Raw genomic sequence first — 20,491 nt, 5'->3', positions numbered from 1 at the left:
GCAGAAAACCGCTCGATTGTAAGTAATTTTTTATTATCAAATTTGATTTGGGCAAATTTGTCATTGTTTTAATGGCAGTCTTGCTGCCAATGGCAAACGGTTATCTCGCCTGTTTGTTCATCATAAGAAATGGTTTGCCTATCCATAGCGATCAGCACCGTGCCATCTTTATGATACAATCCTGAATATAGGTGATTATTTTCATATTTTGTTATTAAATATTGCTCAATCGGTGCATTACCAAATTCATAAATACTCGCCGACTGCATGGCAATAACTTCACGCCCAGTGGTATCAATCAAAGCATGGTCAAAAGTATCACCTTTTTTATTAATTGCGATGGCTACACCATTTTTAAAATCATAAATACCATCGTAAGTAGGCTTGAGTATCCATTCTCCTTTGGAATTGATCAAGCCATATTTTGTATCTTGTGATGTTACAATAGACACGCCATCTTTAAAGGGACGAGCAAAGACAATATCAGGGCTTAGCTCAATCACCTTATTGCCAAATTTATCCACAAAGCCAACTTGTCTTTGTGGTGATGTGGTATCAGAAAAGACAAACAATCCTTCTTCGCAGCCTTCAAGAGAAACTACGCCATCGGCAAAGCCCAAATGTGTATTGGCAATTGGATTACCTCCTTCTACCAAGAACTCGCATTGCTGGCTGTCATTTGTCATCGCCATCGCAGACATCGACAGCCCTAAGTTCAAGCACAATAACCACTGTTTCATTTTTCTACCCTTATCATAGTCAATCAGCCAAATTTCATCATAATTTAAGCGATTTTGCAATGATATCTTAGCAAGCCATCCAAAGCTGAATAAAACTCACTTTAGGCTGATAGGCATGAAAAAATATTCACTTTATGCGTACTTATGCTATAATTGTATAAATTTTCAGCAGATCAATGACCATGCTCGAAATCCGACATCTACAAATGCTCAGCACGCTCAAGCGTCACGGCTCGCTTGCCACCACTGCCGAAGAGATGAATCTCACCGCATCTGCCATCAGTCATCAGCTCAAAGAGCTTGAAAGCTTCTATGACATCACACTGGTGAATCGTCGCACTCGCCCCATCAGTTTCACGCCTGCAGGGCTTTTGATGTTACAGCTGGCGGATAATATTCTACCGCAAGTCGCACGCACCAAATCCGACATCCGCAGACTGGCTCACGGTCAGGCAGGACGGCTGCGACTGGCCAGTGAGTGCCACAGCTGCTTTGACTGGCTGATGCCGATTTTGAATGTGTATCGTAAGCAGTACAGCGATGTGGAATTGGATTTTGCCACAGGATTTGAGCCTGAACCACATCAGATGCTGATTGATAATGAGATTGATCTATTGATCACCGCCAGTGACTTGCCAATGGATGGTATCAGCTATCAGCCGCTATTTACTTATGAAAGCCGTCTGGTACTCTCGCCTGCACATCGCTTGGCAGGCCTAGATACCATTAGTGCTGAGATGCTTGGCGATCAGACTTTGATTGCCTATCCTGTCGAAGAAAGTCGCCTTGATGTCATTGCCAAATTTCTCGCCCCTGCCGGCATCGCACCTGCACATATTCGCACCACAGAGCTGACCGCCATGCTGATTCAGCTGGTGGCATCTGAGCGTGGCGTGGCGGCCCTGCCCGATTGGGTCGTGGCAGAATATGAGCGTAAAGGCTGGGTGGTGTCTCGTCCACTGGGCAGCGGCGTGTATTGTCAGCTGTATGCGGCGTTTCGCACTGATGATCGACAGTTGGATTTTATGAAGGGATTTTTAGGATTGTTAGATGGGATCAAAAAGCCGTGAAGCCTTGATAGTGTTCGATTAACTTGGCATCAGACTTTGAGCCGTGCATAATTTGCAAGATTTCAACTCTGTTGATGGGATTTTGGGAAATGGTAAAGTACGCCACATACGGCAGGCTTGGCACCACCAATTTATGAATGTGGCTATGCCAATGCACTTTTGGGCAACGCATCGGCATAAACGACAGAGAATCAATCGCCACAAAGATTCTCTCCATCAGGTTCATCGCTTGTTCATAACCAAGCACATCCACATAATATTGAGCAATTTTCTCCAAATTCAGCTGCGACTCTGGGCTGTATTCGATGTGATAATCACTCATATCACTCGCCTGCATATTGTCTCATCTTGGCTCTTATATCGGCATGAACTTGTGTCGATGGCGTACCTTGCCATCCTTCGTGTTGCACACGCTGATACACCGCCATAACCTGCTCTTCAATCCATGCCTGATGCTCATCTTGCATCTGTTGCTCTTTGACAAAATTCTCAACCAACTCACACAAAATTCCATGCACTGAGCGTTTTTGAGTTTTGGCAATCACTTGCAGACTCTGTTTAATATCAGGATGTATTTTTAGAGAAATTGGCACAGTAGTTGCCATAGTCACTCCCTATCTTTGGTAGTCATGGGTAGTCAAAAGTAGTTTTATCATAACATACTTTAAATCACCACTCAATGACTGCACACCGCCGCCACAGCTACCAGCATCGCCGCTTCCACCATCTCAATGCTCGCCCCCACTGTATCGCCGGTGATACCGCCAATTCGCCCAACAAATCGCCATCGTAGCCACATAAGCATCACTGCCCACACACCAATCATCACCACAGCCACCTGCCAAGACAATGCAAATACAACCGCCCCAAAGCTTAGCATGACAAGCCACAGTAAGCATTTTGGCACATCTTGCAACGCCGAACCCAAGCCATGCTGCCAAACATAAGGTGTCGTCGCAAACAATGCCAAAGCCGACATCCTGCCAAGCATCGGTACGAACAACAATGCCAACACAGCATCCAGCTCAAGCAGGCAGTACACCGCCGCCCATTTGAGCGCCAGACACAGCACAATGGCAATCACGCCCATCGCCCCTGTGTTTGGGTCTTTCATAATGGTCAATGTGCGTTGTCTATCACCAAAACCACCAACCCATGCATCGGCAGTATCTGCCAAGCCATCCAAGTGCAATCCGCCTGTCAGCCACACCCACACCACCATGATGACACAAGATAACAGCATAATCGGCAGCTGAATATAGCCTGCCACAAGCCACAATACACCGCCAATCATCAGGCCAATGACAGGGTAAAATAGCATGGATAAGGCGTTTTGTTCACGGCTTGGCAGGCAGGGTAATTTAATCGGAATCGTGGTCATAAACTGCACGGCGATTAAAAAAGGCATGATGATTTTATGATAAATCATGGCAATAACAAGCGATTATTTTGCAGGATAAATGTATGAAATTCACCCAATTCGGCAGGTTGTTTTAAAATCTCATCAAGCGATAAATCTTGCGCTTTGCAATATAGATATTTAATCACCCCGCCATGCGAAATGATGCACAGTTTATCATAGTGATTTGCTTGGGCAAATTGCTTGATTTTGAATAATGCAGTATCAATTCGTTTGGCAAAATCAGCCATGCTTTCGCCATCAGGCGGTGTAAACTTCGTTGGGCTTTGCCACCACAGCGCCATGTCATCAGGGTATTGTTCAAATAATTCTGCGGTAAATCTCCCTTCCCAATCCCCAAAATCCATCTCACAAAGCTCATCCATCAGTACAATAGGCAGGCCATATTGTACTGATTTTTGCTTGGCAATCTTGGCACAGCGAGATAATGGCGATGAGATGATGGCTTGCCAACTTTGCTTAGGCAGTGCCGTATCGATGGCAGTGTGCATTTGCTGCTCACCCTGCAATATCAATGGATCATCAAGCCGACCACGCAAAACCAAACCTTGTGTTAACAGTTCGGTTTCGCCATGGCGTAAAAACGACAGTACAAGACTTGGTTGTTCATCAGCCATCTTTATCACTCACACCTGCCTCCCCAAAGGTCGCCATTTGCGCGTGTACCACACACGCCAGTTGAATAATGCCAAATGCAGTTGTCGCTCCTGTCCCTTCACCGAGTCTAAGACCTAGATCCAGCAGTGGTTTGGCATTTAACGCATCTAATACTTTTTGATTGCCATATTCAGCAGATGTATGTGAAAATAGCATATACTCACGAACATCAGGATTGATGCGTACTGCACATAAGGCACACACAGCGGAAATAAATCCACCAATAATCACAGGCAAGCCTAATTGAGCCGCTCGCAGATAAGCTCCAACCATTGCCGTCATCTCAAACCCCGCTACGCTTTGTAATGCTAACAGTGGATTATCTTTACAAGTTTCTTTATAGTTATCAATGGCTTGTTCAATAATTTTAGTTTTATGAACAAAGGTTTTTTCATCCACGCCTGTACCCAAGCCCGTTAGACTCTCTGCATTTTCATCCAATAACAATCCTGCTAAAGCCGAACTTGCTGTGGTATTACCAATGCCCATTTCCCCTGCAATATAAATATCCGCGCCCTGTTCTACCGCTTTTTCAACGCTGTATTTACCAATTTCTAGGGCTTTTTGGCATTGCTCGGCAGTCATGGCAGGCTCATCTAAAAAGTTTTGAGTTTGCGGGGCAATGTGAAATTGTTCCACACCGTCCACTGTATAAGGCTCGCCTACTGAACCACAATCAATCACTTGGCTTATCGCACCATAATGGCGTGCCATCACACTAATACACGCACCACCTGTCGCAAAATTATAAAGCATTTGCCGAGTTACCGCCTGTGGATAGGCAGATACTCCAGCATTAGCGATACCGTGGTCGCCTGCAAAGGTACAAATATAAAGCTGTTTTGCGGTTGGACACACTTTACCTTGCATACCTGCCAATTCAATCACCACCTCTTCCATTTGCCCTAATGCGCCTGTTGGCTTGGTTAATTGGTTTTGGCGGTCTTGTGCCCCGTTGCGTGCGGTTTGATTAATCGGTTGAATTGGATTTAAATACCACATAGTTTTGTCCTTTTAATGATAAATTTTGTCAAATTATAATCAATTTTCAAACAGTTTTTAACCCTTTAACACCATTGGCAACCCCGCCACACAAAACACTACCCTTTGTGCCATTTGAGCGATGGTTTGGTGCAAAAAGCCGCTTTCATCCACAAATCGTCGTGTCAACTCACCCATAGGCACAACACCAAGTCCTGTTTCATTACTCACCAAAATCACGGTGGCGTTGCTGGTTTGAAGCTCATTTAAAAATTCATTTTTATAGGTTTGAAATTGCCCATCTTCTTGGCATAATAAATTTGACAGCCACAGCGTTAAACAATCCAGCAAAATCACCGTTTGCTCATCGTTATATTGAGCAAAAATTTTGGCTAAATCATATTGCTCTTCTATCGTTTGCCAATGCACGGGTCTGCTCTGCTTGTGATGTTCGATACGCTTGACCATTTCATCATCAAAACGCCCTGCAGTCGCCACATAAACAATGCGTTTGCCTTGTTGTTCATAATCTTTGGCAAGCTGTTCGGCATGGCGTGATTTGCCTGATCTTGCTCCACCTAGGATAAAATAAATCATGCGACATCCTTTTTATTTTAATGTGATTTCATACTGATTGTACAGTTTACCTTGTAAATCATTGGCATCAAAAGTCGCAAAAATCAGCCGATTGACAGGCAAGCATAGAGATCTTGTTGTCACGCTCATCAAGTGGTTTATCACACCATCATAATCAAAGGCTTGTCGATACAGCCCCAAGGTGATGTGCGGTGTATAGGCTTGTGGTGCGATTTCTCGATGCTGACTGCCAAGGCTTTGGCGAATGCGTACCAACTCAAGATGCGGTGCAATACCCAAATACGCACAATTGATAAAGCTGCCTAAAGCCTGTGTCGTCAGATGAAAATTGGATAATGATAATTGTTCCAACGCATTGATTTGCTTGGATAAAATAGCATCATCAAAGTCATCATCATACTGGCAGTCATCCACATAAAAGCCATTGACAAACAGGGTAATATGCCATTGACGGCGATAATCATCCGCCAATAATTCGTGAAGCTCACCTCGAAGCTGACAGCAATAGTCAGCCACTACCGCATCATCAATCGGGATATACCACACGCCATAACGCTGCCGACCTTTATGCCATTCTGGATGATCAGCTGTGGTAAACGGTAAGACAGTGACAGGTGCGGTCATGAGCTGATTATGTAAATTTATTGAACAATGATGACAATTAAGCGATTTTTAGGCTTTGCATATCCCATCGTGGGACGCACGCCACCGACAAGCCATCGGACTGCCCTGCTTTTAGGCGGCAGTAGCCAGCATAGGCGATCATTGCACCATTGTCGGTACACAGCTCAGGTGGTGCATAGTGCACGACGGCATTGATTTTGTTCAGTTCATGCTCTAGGCTTTGGCGAAGCGAGCGATTGGCGGACACACCACCTGCGATGACCAGTCGTGTCAGTCCAGTTTCTTTGAGTGCTTTGACGCATTTTTTGACCAATGTATCAACCACTGCATACTCAAAGCTTGCTGCGATATCAGCCCGCACCACAGGGTCACTGTCAGCATTGGGCGTGTCTTTAATGAGATTGTGCACCGCTGTTTTCATACCGCTGAACGAAAAATCCAAGCCCTTATGTAGCATCGGGCGTGGCAGTTCGTACGCATGGCGATTACCTGTTTCGGCAAGCTTGGCGACATTCGGGCCGCCAGGATAAGGCAAGTTTAGCATCTTGGCAGCCTTATCAAAGCACTCACCGGCAGCATCATCGATCGACTCACCCAGCACCGTGTACTGCCCAACGCCATCAGCACGCACCAGCATGGTATGACCGCCCGACACAAGTAAGCACACAAACGGAAACTCAACGCCATCACCTGTCATCACAGGCGCCAGCAGATGTCCTTCCATATGATGCACGCCGATGGCAGGCACGCCAAGTCCATAGGCAAGCGTCCGCCCAAATAACGCCCCTGTCATCAACGCCCCAATCAACCCCGGCCCTTTGGTATAGGCGACAGCATCAATGTCTGATTTATCAATATTGGCTTTATTTAATAATTCATGAAACAAAGGGGTCAGCTTACGGATATGATCACGACTGGCAAGCTCAGGCACGACACCGCCGTATGTGGCGTGCAGCTCAATTTGGGAATACAGCACTTGGGCGAGCACGCCGCCCTTGCCGTCATTTAGTGCGTCATCATAAATGGCAAGCCCTGTTTCATCACAGGAAGTTTCTAGGCCTAAAATTTTCATGGCTTATCAATTTCAAAAAATCATCAAAATAAGTCCTTAATTATAGCATAGAATGATGATAATACACCGCAAGTCAATCAAAGATTGTCTAGTTTTTGACCATTATTCATATAATAAATGGCAATCAAAATATCATCACCAAAAGCAACGGTGATAAGCTCAGTAAACGCTTGTTTTTAGTGTTGAAACATAGTAAATTGTAGTGTGTACCGTGCAGTCACATTATGATGACAGCATCAGTTGCAGTATCGTTTTATAACTTTTTGTGATGATCCTATGCTGCTGACAGCTAAATAAGTAGGCAAAACAGGGAAAATGTGGCATAATACACCGCGTTTATTTCAGTGATAACAACCAAACGACATTAAAAAGGAGCTCGTATGAGTAAATCTACAATCGTCTATACACACACCGACGAAGCCCCAGCACTAGCAACTTACTCTCTACTACCCATCATTCAAGCCTTTGGCAACACTGCCGACATCGAATTTGTAACCAGTGACATCTCTCTTGCAGGCCGTATCCTAGCTACTTTCCCAGAATATCTGACCGAAGAACAACGCATTCCTGATGCATTGGGCGAGCTTGCCGAATTGGTCACCAAACCAGAAGCCAACATCATCAAACTGCCAAACATCTCAGCGTCGGTGCCACAGCTACTGGCTGCCATCAAAGAGCTACAAGCCCAAGGCTATGCACTGCCTGACTACCCAACCAACCCACAAACCGACGAAGAAAAAGACATTCAGTCTCGCTACGACAAGATCAAAGGTTCAGCAGTAAACCCTGTCCTGCGTGAAGGCAACTCTGACCGCCGCGCACCAAAAGCGGTGAAAAACTTCGCCAAAAAATACCCACACAGCATGGGTGCTTGGAGTAAAGATTCTAAGTCTCATGTCGCAACAATGCAAGGCGGTGACTTTTTTGCCAATGAACAATCAAAAACTGTCGATCAAGCCACCACCGTATCATTCGTGTTCACCGATACTTCAGGCAACAAGACCGAACTGCGCAAGCCATTGGCGCTAAAAGCTGGTGAGATCATCGATGCGACATTCATGAGCAAAAAAGCGCTGGTGTCTTTCCTGGAAGCCCAAATCAAAGATGCCAAAGAGCAAGGCGTACTGTTCTCGCTGCACATGAAAGCGACGATGATGAAAGTCTCTGACCCGATCATCTTTGGTCATGCTGTCAAGGCATTCTTCGCTCCTGTATTTGAACAGTATGGCGATGCGTTGGCGGCGGCTGGTGTCGATGTCAATAACGGCTTTGGCAATCTATTATCAAACCTAGATAAGCTAGATGCTGATACCCGTGCAGGCGTCGAAAAAGCCATCGCCGATGCTTATGCTGCCAACCCAAGCCTAGCCATGGTAGATAGCGACAAAGGCATCACCAACCTACATGTTCCAAGCGATGTCATCGTCGATGCATCCATGCCTGCGATGATCCGCAACTCAGGCCGTATGTGGGACAAAGAAGGCAAAGCGGTCGATACCAAAGCGGTCATTCCTGACAGCAGCTATGCAGGCATCTATCAAGCAGTGATTGATTTCTGCCGCGAACATGGCGCCTTTGATCCGACGACGATGGGCAGCGTGCCAAATGTCGGCTTGATGGCTCAAAAAGCTGAAGAGTACGGCTCACACGATAAAACCTTTGAAATCAAAGCTGATGGTAAAGTCGAGATCATCGACGAAAATGGCACCGTGCTGACTTCACACACCGTCGAAGCTGGCGATATCTGGCGCGCTTGCCAAACCAAAGATGCACCAGTTAAAGATTGGGTACAGCTGGCGGTGAACCGCGCTCGCCTAAGCGATACCCCTGCCATCTTCTGGTTGGATGAGAAACGCGCGCACGATGCCCAGCTGATTGCTAAGGTTAAGACTTATCTGGCTGATCTTGATACCGATGGCCTAGATATCCAAATCCTGCCGCCAGCCGATGCTTGTTTGGCGAGTCTAAAGCGTATGAAAGACGGTCTGGACACCATCTCGGTCACAGGCAATGTGCTGCGCGACTATAACACCGACTTATTCCCGATCCTTGAGCTGGGTACTTCTGCTAAGATGCTGTCGATTGTGCCACTGATGAATGGCGGTGGCATGTTCGAAACTGGTGCTGGCGGTTCTGCGCCGAAGCATGTGCAGCAGTTCAACGAAGAAAACCATCTGCGTTGGGATAGCCTAGGTGAGTTCTTGGCATTGGCGGTATCGTTTGAGCATCTAGCCCAAACCACTGGCAACACCAAAGCCCAAGTTTTGGCAGATGCACTTGATGCCGCCACCGAAAAACTGCTGCTAGAAGACAAATCACCAAAACGCAAAGTCGGTGAGCTTGATAACCGCGGCAGCCACTTCTATCTGGCGAAGTACTGGGCAGAGGCCTTGGCAGCACAGACCAAAGACGCTGAGATCGCCGCCAAATTTGCGCCAGTGGCAGAAGCCTTGAGCGCCAATGAAGCCAAGATCGTCGAAGAGTTGAACCAAGTTCAAGGCAAAGCCACTGACATCGGCGGCTACTATGCGCCAGACTTTGATAAAGCATCAGCAGCGATGCGCCCAAGTGCAACACTAAACCAAGCACTTGAACTACTAAACTAATCCCATCGCGGATGATATGATGGTCTGTTTTACAGGCCATCATTTTTTTTGGCAGCGCCTAAGATGCACTCATTTACACTTGAAAGATGAGCCATTTGAAAATACCAAATATTCCTTTACTCTTAGTTGCACAAAAAAACACACCCCAACCGGAGTGTGTTTTGCAAGATGAAAAGATAAATCAGTAACGGGTGATCAGGGCGATCGGCTCTTTTTCATCCATCTGATCTTGTGGTACGAACACCACCTCCCCGCCGTGATGATCCACAAGCTCAATGATCTCTGCCACTGCATCATCATTGACACCTTCATCACTGGCATTATCTGCAACCAGTAGCGTGGCGTTTTGTTCATCGATGGTGGCAGGCACACTATGGCCTTGACGCACAAGCAATGTCACTGCATTACCTTCGACAGCTGAGCGATAGATCTGCTGCAGATCTGTGCGCACCATTTTCTCATTGCGCGCTTTTTCCAGATCGCCTTTGGCAGTCTCATAGCGGCTTTGGCGCTTTTCTTCGACCAGCTCTTGGACGCCATCGATGATGTCTTGAGCATTGCCATCTTTTAGGTTTGCCAAATTATCCACTTTACCCAAAATCGCCGATGGGTTGTCACAGACTTGCTCATAAAAGCCCAAAGTGCGCGAATCACCCACCAAAATCACAGGCAATGGCGATGCATTATAAATGCGCTGTAGGCTCTTATCCACACGATTCATAAACTCTTTTAGGTAGCTATGATCATCCGATGACCCTGTGCGATCTGACTTGCTGCCTGATGGCAAAGTGGTATTGGTAATCGGAAAAGACAGCTCATCATGATGCTCTTGGCGCGGACTGCTACCCATCACTTCTTTGACCAATACATCATTGGTGCCAACCAATAGGCGCGCTGACTCGCTGGTGATGGCAAGGACATAGTAGTTTACCGCCTCTGACAGATTGCGCATCAGATCACGCGTCGCAAATTTGTTGCCGATAATCACGCGCTCTTTGGCGGTGAATGGCAGGCGCAGCACTTCAGCTTCTGATTCGGTGGCAAAAATCGCCAGTACATCCAGATTATAATTATGGTCAAGCTTATCAGTCTGCTCGGTGATCTTCTCCATGATGGCATCGGCTGTACGCTTGTCGTACTCTTCAGTCACGCGATCTTCGACAACTTTCAGCTGGTTTTTTAGGGCGATCGGATCTTGTTCATTTTCAGGATGGGTACGATGTGTCTTTACGAACACACTCACCGCAGGATTGGCTTGGGTTTGACGCAGTTGTTTTAGCACAGCTTTCATATATTCTCCTCTTAAAAGCAATTTTCCATGATCATTTGCATACACAGTGTCTGCCATTCATGCCACAGCATTGAGTGAATTTTTGACCTGTATTAAGACTGTCAAGCACTCAACGATCTGATCATCTTGGCATGATTTATTTATGGTATTTTTAATCATCACGCGAATATCGGTGGTTATTAAAAATTTGCATAACTCATCAGATGATTTGAGTATAACAAGTTTTAAGAGGTTAGCGAGATGCTTTTTGTGGTCGTTTGGGGTTGGATATGTTATTTTATGTTAATATATTTCTATCAAAAAACTGTATGTATGACTATGAAAATAACTGTCACAGTCCATCAATTAGTCTTGCAATTTGTAAAAACTGTTTTTATGAATAAGAATAAAAAACGCCACACAAATCACTGTATGGCGGCATGGCTTTGGGCGTGATCATACCGATCAATCAGATGCCATTTGACAAGATCAGCCATCATATCAATGTGCAAAGGATCGGTGTTCAATGCAGGGATGTAATCATAGGACTTGCCGCCCGCCTGCAAAAAGTGATCGCGGTTTTCGACCGCAAGCTCTTCTAATGTCTCAAGACAATCCGCCGAAAACGCAGGACTCATCACCTGTACCGAGACGCCTGCCTGTCCCCATTCAGCCAGCAGCTCATCGGTATAAGGCTTGAGCCACTCTTGCGCGCCAAATCGCGACTGAAAGCTGATCGCCCATGCATCTGACGCCAGACCCAAGCGATCAGCCAGCAGCACCGCCGTCGTGCGACATTGCTCAGGGTATGGATCGCCTTTATCGGCATACGGCTTTGGGATGCCATGAAAACTCATCAAAAGCTTATCGGCGCGGCCATGAGCTTGCCAATAGCGCTCCACACTTTGTGCCAACGCCTCGATGTACAGAGGATGGTCATGATAATCTTTGATCAGCTGCAACTGAGGTACATTGCGCGTATCTAGCATCAGCTTGAATATCTTATCAAAAGCAGCTGCGGTCGAGGTCGCAGAATACTGCGGAAATAACGGCAGCACCACAAAGGATTCTACACCGTCGGCCATCAGCTGGGTCATCACCGACTTGATCGATGGGTTGCCATAGGTCGTGGCAACATAGACAGGCGTGTGAATGCCTTGATGGCTCAATCGTGCCTGCAGATCTTGGGCTTGCTGCTTTAGGATCGCCAAAAGTGGTGAGCCATCGGCTGTCCAGACGCTGTCATAAGCTTCTGCGACGCGCTTGGGGCGTGTGGTTAAGACAAAGCAATTTAAAATCACCTGCCAGATCAGCTTAGGAATCTCAATGACGCGCGTGTCACTCAAAAACTCTCTTAGATAAGCACGCACTGCTGTCGGAGTCGGCGCATCTGGCGTGCCAAGATTGGCGAGGATGATGGCGGTTTTTTTGTTGGTCATAATGGTAAATCTTTATAAAATCGGGTTAATTTTAGCACTGTTTTGCCAAAAAATCTTCGGTTTTGCTTGCTTTTTGTCTTTCGCTCATCAAATCATCACCAAAACGGCATTGATAGCATCAACACACATAGCACCACATTAATGCCAACACCCAGCCATTTTGGAGTTGTTTGAGAAGTTTTAGAAGTATTTTGACTCAACATCACAGCCATCACCACCAGTAGCGCATAGACAGCATATGCCACCCCAAAGCTTATGCCTTGTGTTGTCAGCCACGCCGTGATTAGATTAGCAAACGCGTTTGTGATGATATTTTGGATAATGATCAATGACATAATTATCAGCATAAATCGCCAAGTGTGCCATTTGCCGTTTTTTATCCAAATCTTTTGTACCCACGGCATCCATCGGACAGACAGCATAAATACCGCAAGCACCACCACCAAGATCAACGCATTCACCAATGCTTGCATATCATCACCACCTTGATTGATTTATTCTCTGCAACTTAGTATATTGTAAGTATAAATGATTATCAATCCTATGAATCCACTCAACTCAGCCAGACATTTTATTTCTCACTGATTGTATTTTTGACATTTGCCCCGAGATACAGACAATGCCAATTTGTGCGTGTTATTTTTGGCATTTTGGCGTATAATAAGGCGATTTTTACACGATAATTTTTATAAACCATTTATCGCAACACCCTCTATTAAATCAGCTATTACATAACTAGGATAAGCCATGACTGTCCAAACCTTTACCCCAGAAGTCCGCCCCGCCCCAAAAAAAGCCGTCCAAGGCGAAAAATTGCGTGGCTATGATAAAGTTGCTCGTATTCCCATCAAAGTCATTCCAAACGTTGAAACACCAAAAAAACCCGACTGGATTCGTGTCAAGCTCTCAAGCCCTGCCGAAGTTGATCGCATCAAAGCCACGCTTCGCAAACAAAAGCTCTACACCGTCTGCGAAGAAGCCGCCTGCCCGAACCTACCGCAGTGCTTTGGTGATGGTACAGCGACCTTTATGATCATGGGGGATATCTGCACACGCCGTTGTCCGTTTTGTGAAGTGGCACACGGCAGACCAAATCCATTGGATAAAGATGAGCCACGCCATACTGCCGAGACCATCTTGGGTCTTGGGCTAAAATACGCCGTCATCACCTCAGTCGATCGTGACGACCTAAAAGATGGTGGCGCTGGTCATTTTGTTGAAGTCATCACCGAATCCAAGAAACTTAGTCCCAATTGCTTGATTGAGATTCTTGTGCCTGATTTTCGTGGTCGTGAAGCCATCGCACTGGACCTATTGACCGAGACAGCACCCGATGTCTTCAACCACAACATCGAAACTGTGCCACGCCTATACAAGGCATTTCGCCCAGGTTCAGACTATCAGCACTCATTGAATTTGCTAAAAGACTATAAAGCACGCCGTCCTGATGTGGCGACCAAATGTGGTTTTATGGTGGGACTTGGCGAGACCGAAGAAGAAGTCTATGCACTGCTGGACGACCTAAAAGCCCATGATGTCGATATCGTCACCATCGGTCAGTACCTAGCACCAAGCAAAAACCATGCGCCAGTCGATCGCTATGTGCACCCTGATGAGTTCGCACGCTATACCGAATACGGCAAAAAATTAGGCTTTTTTAACATTTGGGCAAACCCAATGGTACGCTCAAGCTACTTTGCCGATCGCCAATACTATGGCGAAGACTGCCCACCGCCTGTGCGTAGTGCCAAGGCATTGGCAGCCGAAGGCAAAACAGGCTGTTAATTCACAAATAGCATCGCAGGTGACTCATGCAAAGTGTGATTTTATCATCCAACCAAGTCCATCGCCTACACCATCGCTTCTATGAGCCGACAGGCGATGTACAAGCCACCCTGCTCATCGTGCATGGCATGAGCGAACACAGCGGTCGCTATGATGCCTTTGCCAAGTACCTTGCCGAGCAAGGTATCTTGGTTGCGACCTATGATCAGCTTGGGCATGGACAGACGGTCAAGGACAAATACGAGCTTGGGTTTTTTGACGAAAAGCACCCCGTGCAAACTTTGTGCAAAGATGTCATCATCATGGCAGACAAGCTCAAAGAAAAAGCACCCACCGTGCCACACTTTATCATGGGTCATTCGATGGGTTCGTTCATCGTGCGTACAGTGCTTGTGCATCATGCCACAAGCTTTGATGGCGTGATTTTGATGGGTACGGGCAATCGCTTTGGACTGATCAATCAGCTCAGCCTGGGTGCATTAAGCCTAATGAATCGCCTTGCCCCCAAGCAAATTAACGAACGCATGGGCTATCTGCTCAATCAATACCTGCTTAATCAGCTGCGATCGCCAATCAGTGCATCACCATTTGCGTGGCTTAGCGAGAATATCGATGCTATCAAGGCCTTTGAAGCCGACCCTTTGTGCGGATTTTGTTTTACCAATAATGGCTTTGTCACCTTGCAAGCACTCATCGCCCGTGCCTGCCAAAGCGACTGGTATCAGATGATGGATGCCAATTATCCCATACTCCTAGTCAGTGGCAAAGACGATCCCGTCGGTAATCTAGGCACCGATATCAGACAGCTACAGCAAGCACTCATCCGTGCCAACCGACGCAATGTGCGAGTACAACTATACCCAAATATGCGTCATGAGCCACTGCATGAGCGTGATTATCAGCGGGTACACCAAGATATTTTGTGCTGGCTCAAAGACCAGCTTAACACCCATTCACTTCACCAACCTTAAGGAAATTTTATGTCAAATCTAGCCGCCATCATCGAACAAGCGTTCGAAGACCGTGCCAATTTCACCGCCGAAACCGTATCAGCCGAGATTCGTGATGCTGTTGAACAAGCCATCGAAGGTCTTGATAATGGTTCATACCGTGTCGCCGAAAAAATCGACGGTGAATGGGTCGTACATCAATGGCTAAAAAAAGCTGTACTACTATCGTTCAAACTCAATGACAACACCCCAATGCAATCAGGCGATTTGCAATTTTTTGATAAAGTTGCTACCAAACACGCCAACTGGAGCGAAGAAGATTTTAAAGCCGCTGGCGTGCGTGTCGTCCCACCTGCGGTTGCTCGTCGCGGCAGCTATCAAGCCAAAAATGTCGTACTAATGCCATCCTATGTCAATATCGGCGCATATGTCGATGAAGGCACGATGGTTGATACTTGGGCGACTGTCGGCTCATGCGCCCAAATCGGTAAAAATGTCCACCTATCAGGCGGTGTCGGCATCGGTGGCGTACTTGAGCCGCTACAAGCCAACCCAACCATCATCGAAGACAACTGCTTTATCGGTGCTCGCTCTGAAATCGTCGAAGGCGTCATCGTCGAAGAAGGCTCAGTCATCTCAATGGGCGTATATATCGGTCAATCAACTCGTATCTACGATCGTGAAACTGGCGAAATCCACTACGGCCGTGTACCAGCAGGCTCTGTCGTCGTACCAGGTAGCCTACCATCTGCTGATGGCAAATACAGCCTATACGCCGCCATCATCGTCAAAAAAGTCGATGCACAAACTCGTGCCAAAACAAGTCTAAACGACCTATTGCGTGCTGAATAATCATTCATCTGCATAAAAAATTGGGTGCATCTGATGATACGCCCAATTTTTTATGCTACTTTCACTTTTTTATGTCGGTCTGTACCAGTACACGCTTATTACACCCATCAATCATTGATCTTTTTGTATATTTTATCTCTTCTTCCGACAGCAACTATCAAAACCACAACTTCATTATCAATAACCTCATATAACAATCGATAACCAGCAGTCCTAAGTTTGATTTTGTACAAATTGGCAGCATGAGAACCGCTAAGCTTGTTTTTTGGAATTTTTGGATTTTCCAAAATACTCATCAGCTTCTTCTTAAACTGGTTCTTGATATTGTCATTCAGCTTTGAAAATTCTTTTAGGGCTGATTCTGTGAAAACTAAGTCATAACTCATCAATATTTACTCTAATTCTAGGTTCATTTCTTCGCTCCTCTGCAATTTGAGAAAGTTCTAGATCTTCAATAAGGTCAAGCATATTTTCATATAGTGCAGCTGGAACACAATAAAATGCTGGCTCATTACGGTTAAGCACGGCAACAGCTTCACCATTGGCAATCTTTAAAGCATCCATTGGACTTTTCTTAAATTCACTGATGCTTGCAATGTATTTGCTGTGGATGGTGTTAAGCATAGGGTCTCCTTAGGTTCGTTAAACAATGGGCTACTTAGCCTTGCAACTAAGAATGTTGGCTCATTGTTTAGATTGGTTCTTTTGAAAAAGTGTTTTGGTTTTTTATTAGCTTGAATAAAACACGCCAATAGAAGAATGAATAAAAATATCAGTTTTTCTAGCCATTCTGCTGTATAGCGACAGCGCAACAGGTGCTGAATGATTCTATTAGCACCTCTGATTTTATAATTTTTTGATTTGCTAAAATCATCACATTTTCTATTAATGATTTCAAAGATGTGATCGATTAGCGATCTGATGCCATCAGAAGTTGGTTCGGAATAATTTTCGTATATCATTGGATGCATAATATTTTTATAAATGGTTATTATTGATGTTTTTAATGATATCAATTAACACACTATTAGTCAATATCTATATAATACACTATAAATTAAAAAGGCTTGCTATTTGAGAAAGCAAGCCTTGGTCTCATAGGCAATACCAAGAAAGTTGCGATATGATTTCTTGGGATATGGCACGGGTGCCGTCACTTAATTCTTTGGTTTTGCACTGCTTACCAGCATGAATCAGTAAATCTGTTAATTCTCAGCCCGCTTTAATCTCTTCATTATCATGAAGACCACTTCTATAAGTATTAAATCTCTGTAATTGATATATTAGGTTTAGAACTTACTTAAGATGTACGCCTAGCTCATTTTGGAAATTATATTTATTTCTTAGCAATCATCTGTAGTGCCGTACTTGCCATCACCATGCCCGCTGTTGCCGTCATCACCACCGCCGAGCCATAGCCACCGCAATTAAGCCCTGCTTGGCAAGACTTATTCACCGTCGGCTGCTCATCCGAATAGACACATTTTAGCCCAAATTTTGCCTTACCCCCTTTGGCAATACCTTTTTCACGTAGTTTGGCACGCAGTCTGGCAAGTAGTGGATCTTGGGTGACATCACGCAAATCAGCGACTTTCAGCCGTGTTGGGTCAAATTTCGCCCCTGCACCGCCTGAGACGATACATGGGATTTTGTGGTATCGGCAATGCATGGCGATGGCAAATTTCGCCGCCATATCATCAACACAATCAAGCACAACCACTTGCCTATCATCAGCTGCCAAAGCTTGTGCTTGTGTCTTATTTGGCAAAATCGATGTCACATTTTCAGGTGTCAAAAAATCATCAATCAAATCAAGCTCAATCTTTGGATTAATCCCACGGATGCGATCTGCCATCACATCAATCTTACTCTCGCCAATGGTGTCAGTCAGTGCAGGCAACTGGCGATTGATGTTACTGGCCACCAGCACATCCATATCAACGAGCACGATTTTGCCAATCGCTGTGCGTGCAAGACTCTCAGCCGCCCACGAACCGACACCGCCGACGCCAATGACATAGACAATAGCATTGGTAAATTTGTCAAACGCATCGCCATACAGCGTCCGCACACCCGTGAATCGGCGTTCATAATCATCAATTTGGGTCATGATATTTCCAATCAACTCGTAATGCTTGGCAACTATTATTCCACAAAATTTGTGCCAATTCATCTTTAGATATATTAAACAAACTGGATAATTCATCCAGCACATAAGGCAAATTGGCAGGCTCATTAAAGCTACCTAAATGCTGACACGGCAGCGGCATCATATCAGGGCAATCGGTTTCAATCACAAAAGCATCCGCCCCATATTTGGCAAATACTGCCATCACAGCGCGACGCAGTTTTTTGGCATTGGGATTGGTGATTTGTCCTGTGATGCCAAGCTTAAAGCCACGCTTAACAAAGGCCAAAGCTTCTTGTTCGCCACCGCTAAAACTGTGTGCGATACCGCCCTGTTCATGCGCATGATACTGATACCGCTCAAGTAGTCGCAACACATCGGCGTGATTTTTGCGAATGTGCAATAAAATCGGCAATTCATACGCTTTGGCAAGCTTTATCTGCTCAACAAAAAACAGCTCTTGCTTAGCAAAAATTGCTGGCTCTTTTAATTCGCTTGGATAAGTATCAAGGCCAATTTCAGCGATGGCGATTGGCTTGTGATTTTTTATATATTCTTCAAGAATGTATAAATCATTATGCTGCTGTTCTTGGATATATAAAGGGTGTAACCCAAATGCCAAATGCGACTTTGGCGCACGATCAAGCCCATTAATTTCATCATTGGCAGCGACCATTTGCTCAAAATATTTGGCAACAAAGCCAATCAAAATCAAATGACGCACGCCTTGTTGATAGGCACTATCAGCCATCTTGGCACGAAACCCATCATATTCAGGCACATCAAAATGCGTATGTGTATCAATCAGCTGCGGCATGGTGTTTGTCTTTTTGGTGGGGCTTGGCGGATCTACTGCTGCGTCTTGGAATCAGCACCAATGCCAATACGATGGCGATTTTAAGGGCGGATTTCATCATGCTTTTGCCTTTGATTTTTTGACGGGGGTGAATGCCTGATCTTCCATATCAGGCACTGCTTGAGGTGCCAGAATATTAAGCTGGGATTCAGAGTGATAAGGCACCAAAGCCGATGGCACGACCGAGCGCGCTGCATCGATATGTTTGATCGAATCATCGAAGAAAATGTGCGGCGCAAAGGTCTTTAGCACACCTGTCTTATCAAGCCCACCCAAGAAAAACGCCACATCAACTGTCACGCCCCACTCTCGCAAGGTTTTGATCGCACGCATATCTGCCGGTGCATTGCGCGCAGTCACAAGAGCAATACGGATCGGATTGTGTGGTGCATCGGTGCTTTGATTGGGCAATTTCGCTTGTAATTTTGAAAGCTTTATTAAAAAATCTGCATAAGGCCCTTTTTCGATGGGCATATCTGCCATCTGCGTCTCACGCTCGTGAAAAGCATACAGACCTTCTTGCTTAAACACCAGCTCGCCTGAGTCATCGAACAACACCGCATCGCCATCAAAGGCAATACGCAGCTGCTCGGTGTCGAGTTCATCCATCGGCACTGGCGTGGCATCAAGCACTGCACAAGCGCAGATTTTGGCATCGACGACCGCTTGGGCGTCGTCATGGTTGGTGGTCAAAAACAGATCCACATCAAAATCCTTGATATAGCTTGCCACCGAATCACCCGAAATGAATGCCGAACGAGTGATACCAAGATTATAAGCACGGATCGAGTTTAACACCTGAATGCCGATGTCTGGCGATGACTTGGAGACGATCACCACCTCAACAAATGGCGACTCAATCTCGTAGTGCTGATTGTCCTGATACTGATTGAGATTCAATAAGGCTTCGATCAGTGGATAGCCCGAGCCTTTTTGCAGGATGTCATTTTCGCGCGCCTGCTGATAGGCCTGAAACTTGCGTGCTGCCGTGTCTTTATTTTTGGCGACAAGCTCGGCCAATTTGGCTTCATTTTCTGCCAAATCAAACAGTGCCGTTGCTGATATCGCCACGATTAATGTGTTTGAAAAATCTACCGCCATAGTCTGCCTTATGCCAACTCACCACTTTGTGACCATTTTATCACAGTTAGCCGCTTTGGGTAGTTGTTTGGTGATCAGCAGTTTAAATTCTCCACATCGCCGCGCTCTACTCTCACCAAACCATGCATGTTAATCACCATTTTATGATCCAAAGAGGCGTTTTTGGCGTGGCTACAGTAGCGGATGTTGCCGATGTGGCCGCGCGGTTTGGCATTATCACCCTTGACTTCCTCCCCTCCCTAAAGTGAGGGGATTCCTGCTCCCAGACGGCCAAGCCCGACCGCAAGAATGTTCCGACTGGCATTAATATCTCTATCATGCCATGTGCCACACTTTGCACAAG

Annotated in this window: 22 protein-coding genes and 1 pseudogene; 5 read left to right on the top strand and 18 right to left on the bottom strand. The window is 45.7% G+C overall.

Translation table 11 applies throughout. From position 1 onward, the window contains the following. Positions 1–68: 68 nt before the first annotated feature. Positions 69–701: a WG repeat-containing protein gene (locus AZ602_RS03605; RefSeq protein WP_158245113.1), complete on the bottom strand. Its 633-nt coding sequence runs from the start codon at positions 699–701 to the stop codon at positions 69–71. Between the two features lie 221 nt (positions 702–922). Here AZ602_RS03605 and AZ602_RS03600 point away from each other — a divergent pair, with 221 nt between their 5' ends. Next, positions 923–1,810, top strand: coding sequence for a LysR family transcriptional regulator (locus AZ602_RS03600; protein WP_103033868.1), 888 nt, complete (start codon positions 923–925; stop codon positions 1,808–1,810). Here the strand turns inward: AZ602_RS03600 and AZ602_RS03595 are convergent. The 8 genes from AZ602_RS03595 to tsaD all read right to left on the bottom strand — a co-directional run bounded on the left by AZ602_RS03595 (position 1,797) and on the right by tsaD (position 7,161). Next, complete coding sequence (locus tag AZ602_RS03595; RefSeq protein WP_158245112.1) at positions 1,797–2,132, bottom strand: type II toxin-antitoxin system RelE/ParE family toxin; 336 nt, start codon at positions 2,130–2,132, stop codon at positions 1,797–1,799. The two genes, AZ602_RS03600 and AZ602_RS03595, sit on opposite strands and share 14 nt — an antisense overlap. A 1-nt stretch (position 2,133) precedes the next feature. Further along, a complete protein-coding gene (locus tag AZ602_RS03590; protein WP_103033746.1) occupies positions 2,134–2,415 on the bottom strand; it encodes a hypothetical protein in 282 nt (93 codons plus the stop codon). Positions 2,416–2,486: 71 nt separating this feature from the next. Then, positions 2,487–3,221, bottom strand: a complete 735-nt coding sequence (locus AZ602_RS03585; protein WP_103033867.1) for an adenosylcobinamide-GDP ribazoletransferase — start codon at positions 3,219–3,221, stop codon at positions 2,487–2,489. 14 nt (positions 3,222–3,235) lie between these two features. Further along, positions 3,236–3,847: a histidine phosphatase family protein gene (locus AZ602_RS03580; RefSeq protein WP_103033745.1), complete on the bottom strand. Its 612-nt coding sequence runs from the start codon at positions 3,845–3,847 to the stop codon at positions 3,236–3,238. Beyond that, the gene (gene cobT / locus AZ602_RS03575; RefSeq protein ID WP_103033744.1) at positions 3,840–4,889 is read right to left on the bottom strand and encodes a nicotinate-nucleotide--dimethylbenzimidazole phosphoribosyltransferase; all 1,050 of its coding nucleotides are present in this window, start codon (positions 4,887–4,889) and stop codon (positions 3,840–3,842) included. The genes AZ602_RS03580 and cobT overlap by 8 nt, the downstream gene beginning before the upstream one ends. A 57-nt stretch (positions 4,890–4,946) precedes the next feature. Continuing rightward, positions 4,947–5,465, bottom strand: coding sequence for a bifunctional adenosylcobinamide kinase/adenosylcobinamide-phosphate guanylyltransferase (gene cobU / locus AZ602_RS03570; protein ID WP_103033743.1), 519 nt, complete (start codon positions 5,463–5,465; stop codon positions 4,947–4,949). Between the two features lie 12 nt (positions 5,466–5,477). Continuing rightward, complete coding sequence (locus AZ602_RS03565; RefSeq protein WP_103033742.1) at positions 5,478–6,089, bottom strand: 2'-5' RNA ligase family protein; 612 nt, start codon at positions 6,087–6,089, stop codon at positions 5,478–5,480. Positions 6,090–6,126: 37 nt separating this feature from the next. Further along, on the bottom strand, positions 6,127–7,161 hold the full coding sequence (gene tsaD / locus AZ602_RS03560) for a tRNA (adenosine(37)-N6)-threonylcarbamoyltransferase complex transferase subunit TsaD (protein ID WP_103033741.1): 1,035 nt from the start codon (positions 7,159–7,161) through the stop codon (positions 6,127–6,129). A 380-nt stretch (positions 7,162–7,541) separates the two neighbouring features. On the opposite strand from tsaD, the gene AZ602_RS03555 reads away from it, so the two are divergent. Further along, the gene (locus AZ602_RS03555; protein ID WP_103033740.1) at positions 7,542–9,767 is read left to right on the top strand and encodes an NADP-dependent isocitrate dehydrogenase; all 2,226 of its coding nucleotides are present in this window, start codon (positions 7,542–7,544) and stop codon (positions 9,765–9,767) included. A 181-nt stretch (positions 9,768–9,948) separates the two neighbouring features. Here the strand turns inward: AZ602_RS03555 and AZ602_RS03550 are convergent, their stop codons facing one another. The 3 genes from AZ602_RS03550 to AZ602_RS03540 form a co-directional block, all read right to left on the bottom strand. Continuing rightward, the gene (locus AZ602_RS03550) at positions 9,949–11,058 is read right to left on the bottom strand and encodes a hypothetical protein (RefSeq protein ID WP_103033739.1); all 1,110 of its coding nucleotides are present in this window, start codon (positions 11,056–11,058) and stop codon (positions 9,949–9,951) included. 404 nt (positions 11,059–11,462) lie between these two features. Then, the gene (gene hemH, locus AZ602_RS03545) at positions 11,463–12,476 is read right to left on the bottom strand and encodes a ferrochelatase (protein ID WP_103033738.1); all 1,014 of its coding nucleotides are present in this window, start codon (positions 12,474–12,476) and stop codon (positions 11,463–11,465) included. Between the two features lie 95 nt (positions 12,477–12,571). Then, positions 12,572–12,949, bottom strand: coding sequence for a hypothetical protein (locus AZ602_RS03540; protein ID WP_103033737.1), 378 nt, complete (start codon positions 12,947–12,949; stop codon positions 12,572–12,574). A gap of 274 nt (positions 12,950–13,223) precedes the next feature. Here AZ602_RS03540 and lipA point away from each other — a divergent pair, with 274 nt between their 5' ends. Genes lipA through dapD form a run of 3 tightly spaced genes read left to right on the top strand, consistent with a single transcriptional unit; the run spans position 13,224 to position 16,063 of the window. Then, the gene (gene lipA / locus AZ602_RS03535; RefSeq protein ID WP_103033736.1) at positions 13,224–14,261 is read left to right on the top strand and encodes a lipoyl synthase; all 1,038 of its coding nucleotides are present in this window, start codon (positions 13,224–13,226) and stop codon (positions 14,259–14,261) included. Between the two features lie 26 nt (positions 14,262–14,287). Further along, positions 14,288–15,232, top strand: a complete 945-nt coding sequence (locus AZ602_RS03530) for an alpha/beta fold hydrolase (protein WP_103033735.1) — start codon at positions 14,288–14,290, stop codon at positions 15,230–15,232. 9 nt (positions 15,233–15,241) lie between these two features. Then, complete coding sequence (gene dapD / locus AZ602_RS03525; RefSeq protein ID WP_103033734.1) at positions 15,242–16,063, top strand: 2,3,4,5-tetrahydropyridine-2,6-dicarboxylate N-succinyltransferase; 822 nt, start codon at positions 15,242–15,244, stop codon at positions 16,061–16,063. A gap of 107 nt (positions 16,064–16,170) precedes the next feature. Here dapD and AZ602_RS03520 read toward each other — a convergent pair whose 3' ends face one another. From AZ602_RS03520 to AZ602_RS10280, 6 genes and pseudogenes are all read right to left on the bottom strand, one after another. Continuing rightward, complete coding sequence (locus AZ602_RS03520; protein ID WP_103033733.1) at positions 16,171–16,449, bottom strand: type II toxin-antitoxin system RelE/ParE family toxin; 279 nt, start codon at positions 16,447–16,449, stop codon at positions 16,171–16,173. Next, entirely contained in the window at positions 16,439–16,687 is a 249-nt protein-coding gene (locus tag AZ602_RS03515) for a type II toxin-antitoxin system Phd/YefM family antitoxin (protein ID WP_078317764.1), read from the bottom strand. The genes AZ602_RS03520 and AZ602_RS03515 overlap by 11 nt, the downstream gene beginning before the upstream one ends. A gap of 712 nt (positions 16,688–17,399) precedes the next feature. Beyond that, the gene (locus AZ602_RS03510; protein WP_103033732.1) at positions 17,400–18,173 is read right to left on the bottom strand and encodes a ThiF family adenylyltransferase; all 774 of its coding nucleotides are present in this window, start codon (positions 18,171–18,173) and stop codon (positions 17,400–17,402) included. After that, positions 18,160–19,008, bottom strand: a complete 849-nt coding sequence (locus tag AZ602_RS03505; RefSeq protein WP_103033731.1) for a TatD family hydrolase — start codon at positions 19,006–19,008, stop codon at positions 18,160–18,162. The genes AZ602_RS03510 and AZ602_RS03505 overlap by 14 nt, the downstream gene beginning before the upstream one ends. 96 nt (positions 19,009–19,104) lie before the next feature. Then, entirely contained in the window at positions 19,105–20,148 is a 1,044-nt protein-coding gene (locus tag AZ602_RS03500) for a 5'-nucleotidase (protein ID WP_103033730.1), read from the bottom strand. A gap of 239 nt (positions 20,149–20,387) precedes the next feature. After that, positions 20,388–20,491: pseudogene (locus tag AZ602_RS10280) on the bottom strand (RNA-guided endonuclease TnpB family protein); the annotation flags it as partial.

It is taken from the genome of Moraxella sp. RCAD0137 (genome assembly GCF_002894025.1).
GTDB lineage: Bacteria > Pseudomonadota > Gammaproteobacteria > Pseudomonadales > Moraxellaceae > Moraxella > Moraxella porci.
Note: the sequence above shows the minus strand (reverse complement) of the source record. Positions and strands in the feature narration are given on the sequence as shown.